Origin of the sequence: Ornithinibacter sp. (assembly GCF_035443565.1) — a bacterium.
Classification (GTDB): Bacteria; Actinomycetota; Actinomycetes; order Actinomycetales; family Dermatophilaceae; genus Fodinibacter.
Genome location: NZ_DAORSO010000015.1, coordinates 1 through 4,267, shown reverse-complemented (window position 1 = coordinate 4,267; position 4,267 = coordinate 1). Strand labels below are relative to the sequence as shown.

The window sequence follows — 4,267 nt, the reverse complement described above, 5'->3', positions numbered from 1 at the left end:
CTGACGCAGCGCCCGCCCGGCGACGGTGAGGGTCCACCGCGACGAGACGAGGTCGTCGACGAGCAGGACCGGGCCGTTGACACCGGCCAGGGCCGCCGCCAGCTCTGGGCCGACGACGAAGCGCTCCCAGACCCCGGAGAGCCGGAAGGCGCTGTTGCCCCCGGGCTCCCCGATCGGCCCCCCGTGGGCGAGGTCCAACGCCCCGAGCAGCGGCAACCGACCGATCTGCGCCAGCCCAGCGGCGAGCGAGGTCACCAATGTCGGGTGTGAGCGCGACGGGACGGCCACGACCGCGACCGGCCGCTGCGCCCACGGCCACTCGGCCAGCACGGGCACGCACGCCCGAAGGAGCTCAGCGCTGGCCGGGCTGTCGTCACGCAGCACCTCACGCAGGCGCTGACCCCACCCCAGGTCGGACAGCCGAGCCAGGGCCCTCCCCGGCTGGAGCGACTCGTCGGCGCTGATCTTGCCCTTGACCGGCACCCCGATGCGGTCCATCCCCGTCGGCCACTGCACCCGCGGCTCGAGGTCGACGCCCGCGCGCGTGAGGCGTTCACGCGCCGCGCCGACAACGGCATCCGGCACGCTCGTCGGGTACCACGGCCCGGCGCAGCCGTCGCAGCGCCCGCACGCGACGGCGGTGTCGTCATCGAGGGTCTCCTGGAGGAAGGCCATCCGGCAGGAGTCGCTGTGCTCGTAGTCGATCATCAGCTGCTGCTCGGCCCGGCGGGCAGCAGCGACCCGTTCGTAGCGCTCGGCGTCGTAGGTCCACGGCACCCCCGTGGACACCCACCCGCCCGACACGCGCTGCACGGCACCGTCGACGTCGAGCACCTTGAGCAGCAGTTCGAGTCGGGTGCGTCGCACGTCGACCGCGGTCTCCAGGGCGGCCGTCGACAGGGCCCGCCCCGCTGCGGCCAGGGTGTCGAGCACCTTCTGCGCCTGCTCCTCGCGCGGCATCGACACCGACGCGAAGTAGGCCCAGATGTCCTTGTCCTCGGGGCCGGGCAGCAGCAGCACGTCGGCACGCTCGGTGGCACGTCCGGCGCGGCCGACCTGCTGGTAGTACGCGACCGGCGAGCTCGGTGCCCCGAGGTGCACGACGAAGCCGAGGTCGGGCTTGTCGAACCCCATCCCGAGCGCGGACGTCGCGACGAGAGCCTTGACCTCGTTGCGGCGCAGCGCGCCCTCGAGGCGCTCGCGATCGGCGGGGTCGGTGCGACCGGTGTACGACGCGACCGCGATCCCGGCATCCGACAACGCCGCTGCCACGTCCTCAGCCGCAGAGACGGTCAGCGTGTAGACGATGCCGCTGCCCGGCAGCTCGTGCAGGTGGGCGACCAGCCAGCCCAGTCGCTGCTCGGGCGACATCGATCGCAGCACCCCGAGGCGCAGTGAGTCACGAGCCAGACCGCCGCGCACGGTGAGCACGGAGCGGCCACCGACCTCGAGCTGCTCGACGACGTCAGTCACCACGCGCGCGTTGGCGGTGGCGGTCGTCGCCAGCACGGGGGTGTCGGCCGGGAGCCCGGCGAGCAGGTCGCGGATGCGCCGGTAGTCGGGGCGGAAGTCGTGCCCCCAGTCGCTGACGCAGTGCGCCTCGTCGACCACGAGCAGACCGCACCGGCGCGCGAGGTCGGGCAGCTGCTCGTCGCGGAACCTGGGGTTGTTCAGCCGCTCGGGGCTGACGAGCAGCACGTCGACGGCATCGGCCGCGAGTGCCCCACGCACCTCGTCCCAGTCCTGTGCGTTGGCCGAGTTCATCGTCACGGCGCGGATGCCGGCCCGCTCGGCTGCCGCGATCTGGTCACGCATGAGCGCCAGGAGCGGGCTGATGATGACGGTGGGCCCGGCGCCCTCCGCCCGTCGCAGCGCGGTCGACACGAAGTAGACGGCCGACTTGCCCCACCCGGTGCGCTGGACGACGAGCACCCGTGACCGGTCGGCGACCAGCGCCGAGATGGCCTCGAGCTGCCCGTCGCGGAAGTCGGCGTCGTCGCGCCCGACGAGCCGGCGCAGCGCTGTGCGCGCGGCCTCGGCGAGCGCGGCGGACGGTGCGGCGGGAGCGGTAGGGGACGGGACGGCATCCGGGGGGTTCGTCATGATCACCCCACCGTAGGCGCAGTCACCGACAGCGGCGTCCCGTCATCCACAGGGCTCGAGGACGAAGATCCGCACCGTCCGCCCGGAGATGCGGGTCAGGTACTTCGGGTAGCCGACGTAGATCGTCGCGGCCGTCGCCAGCACCTGAGCCCGCTCGGCCTCGGTCGCCGTGCGGGCGATGACCTCGACCTCGCGGTGCCGGAACGCCACGGTGGCCGCCGCGTTCGCTTCGAGGTTCAGCGCCCACGTCGGCGTGCTCGGACCGCCGAAGTTCGTGCCCAGCAGGGCCAGGGACTCCTGGTGCGGGATGGCGACGAGCTGGGTGTGCCGACGCGCACCGGAGCGCCGACCCGTCGTCGTCAGCTCGATGATCGGCAGGCCCGCGAGCAGCTCGATCGCCGTGGTGCGGCCCCGGCTGAGGCGGGCGACGGTGCGATCCATGGCCGGCAGGTGGCGCGCCAGCAGTCTGGACCCGACACGTGTGGATGCCGCTCGCCGCACCCCGCGCTGAGCCACGTTCGGTGCGGTGATGCGGTAGGCGAGGGTGTCCGCCAGGCCCACGCGCGTCACCGCCAGCCCGAGTCGTCCACGCCACCGGGCACGTCGGCTGCCGGGTCGTAGGGCGTGCGGGTGAATCGGAACGACGCGAGGTCCAGGTGCGAGACGCTGCCGTCGGGGTGGCGGACCACGCGCAGCGGTTCACCCGTGTGGTACCCGTCGAGGCCCTCCCACGCGTCGGGCCCGGTCCGCCGGAACCGCGATCCCCGCCCGGCACCGGGCTCGCCGAGTACGAGGTGCTCGCCGACGATGGTCACGACCTCGACCGCCGGCCCCCAGTGCCACGTCCCCACGAGCTCGAGCAGGCTGGCATCGCCCGCGGCTGACCACGGCGTCACCGGTGCCGGCTCGAGCTCGGCCAGCGTGCTCAGCAGATCAGGGCCGATCGTCTTCGTGACGGCGCTCGCCGTTGTGTTGGTGAGCACGACGACCCCGTCGCCGGAGGCACCCACGGCGCGCGGACGGCATCCGGATGCCGTGGTGCGGCTGTCGGTGGTCAGCTGGACGCGCAGCCCCGCGAGGAACCCCGGCATCGACCCTCCGTGGCCGGCGTACCGGATGCCGTTGGCGTTCCAGACCTGCCACCCCAGGCCGTGTGCCCCTGACCACGGCTGGCCCGGCTCGTCGACGACGTGGTGTGGCTCGACCATCTCGGACAGCGTGTCCGCCTCGAGCAGCCCGTGGGTGTTGCCGCCGAGGAAGGCGGCCCACCGTGCCAGGTCGGTGGCGGTGGTCCACAGCTGGCCGGCCGGGGCCATCGCGCCGGCGTCGTGCTCGGGCTCGGGAAGGAGGACGTCGGCGAAGGGGTGCACCGCGAGGCCCTGCGCGGTGGAACCGGTGGGACGGGTCGTCGTGCGCGTCATGCCGAGTGGCTCGAGCAGCTCGTCCTGGACGACGTCGAACCAGCCGCGGCCGTGGTGGACCTCGAGAAGGCGCCCGAGGGCGGCGTACCCGACGTTGGAGTAGTGGAACCGGCGCCCGGCCCGGAACCGCGGACCGGTCGCGGCGGCCAGCGAATCCCAATCACCGCCTTGGGTGCGTTCCCACCACGGACCGTTCGTCTCGGCCTGGACTCCGCTCGCGTGGCTGAGCAGCTGCTCGATGGTGACGTCGTCCAGGGCGCTGCCGGGCACGTGGGCGCCGAAGCGGTCGGCGAGGTCGAGGCGGCCGGCATCCCGAAGGCGCAGGACGCCCACGGCGATGAACGTCTTGGTGATGGAGCCCATCCGGTACTGCGTGTCGGCGTCGGCCGGGCGTCCGTCGGCGCGACCATCGACCGTGCCGACGGCCCCGCTCCAGACGAGCTCGCCACCACGCACGAGCGCGGCGGTTACCGAGGGCAGGCGGCCGGTTCGCTGGGCTGTGGCGAGCACGTGGTCGAGACGGGTCACGGTCGAGGGGAGCAACGGCATCCGCACAGCGTAGGGCGGCAGGTGCGACCTGGCCGCCGGGAAGAGAGGGCTGGCGCGGTGGTGCTGTTGGCCGCGGGGAGGAGGGGGGATTCTGTGGGGGAGGGGATGGGGGTGCCGCGGGGGGACGTCCGGATGCTTCACGTGGTGAGCCACCCCCCGACACGTGGCGAGCCACCCCCCGACACGTGGCGAGC

The 4,267-nt window shown here is 73.4% G+C and carries 3 protein-coding genes; all 3 read right to left on the bottom strand.

Features of this window, described 5'->3' with window-relative positions; translation table 11 throughout:
• Positions 1-2,103: RecQ family ATP-dependent DNA helicase (locus PLL68_RS03360; protein WP_324531642.1), on the bottom strand; the 2,103-nt coding region annotated here is incomplete at its 3' end.
• Positions 2,104-2,145: 42 nt separating this feature from the next.
• Complete coding sequence (locus PLL68_RS03355) at positions 2,146-2,673, bottom strand: nitroreductase family deazaflavin-dependent oxidoreductase (protein ID WP_324531640.1); 528 nt, start codon at positions 2,671-2,673, stop codon at positions 2,146-2,148.
• Positions 2,670-4,073, bottom strand: coding sequence for a serine hydrolase domain-containing protein (locus PLL68_RS03350; RefSeq protein ID WP_324531638.1), 1,404 nt, complete (start codon positions 4,071-4,073; stop codon positions 2,670-2,672). The genes PLL68_RS03355 and PLL68_RS03350 overlap by 4 nt, the downstream gene beginning before the upstream one ends.
• Positions 4,074-4,267: the final 194 nt, after the last annotated feature.

What these genes read in the sequence shown, in the direction of transcription:
- PLL68_RS03350 (WP_324531638.1), bottom strand. Translation starts at nt 4,073, where the DNA reads ATGCCGTTGCTCCCCTCGACCGTGACCCGTCTCGACCACGTGCTCGCC.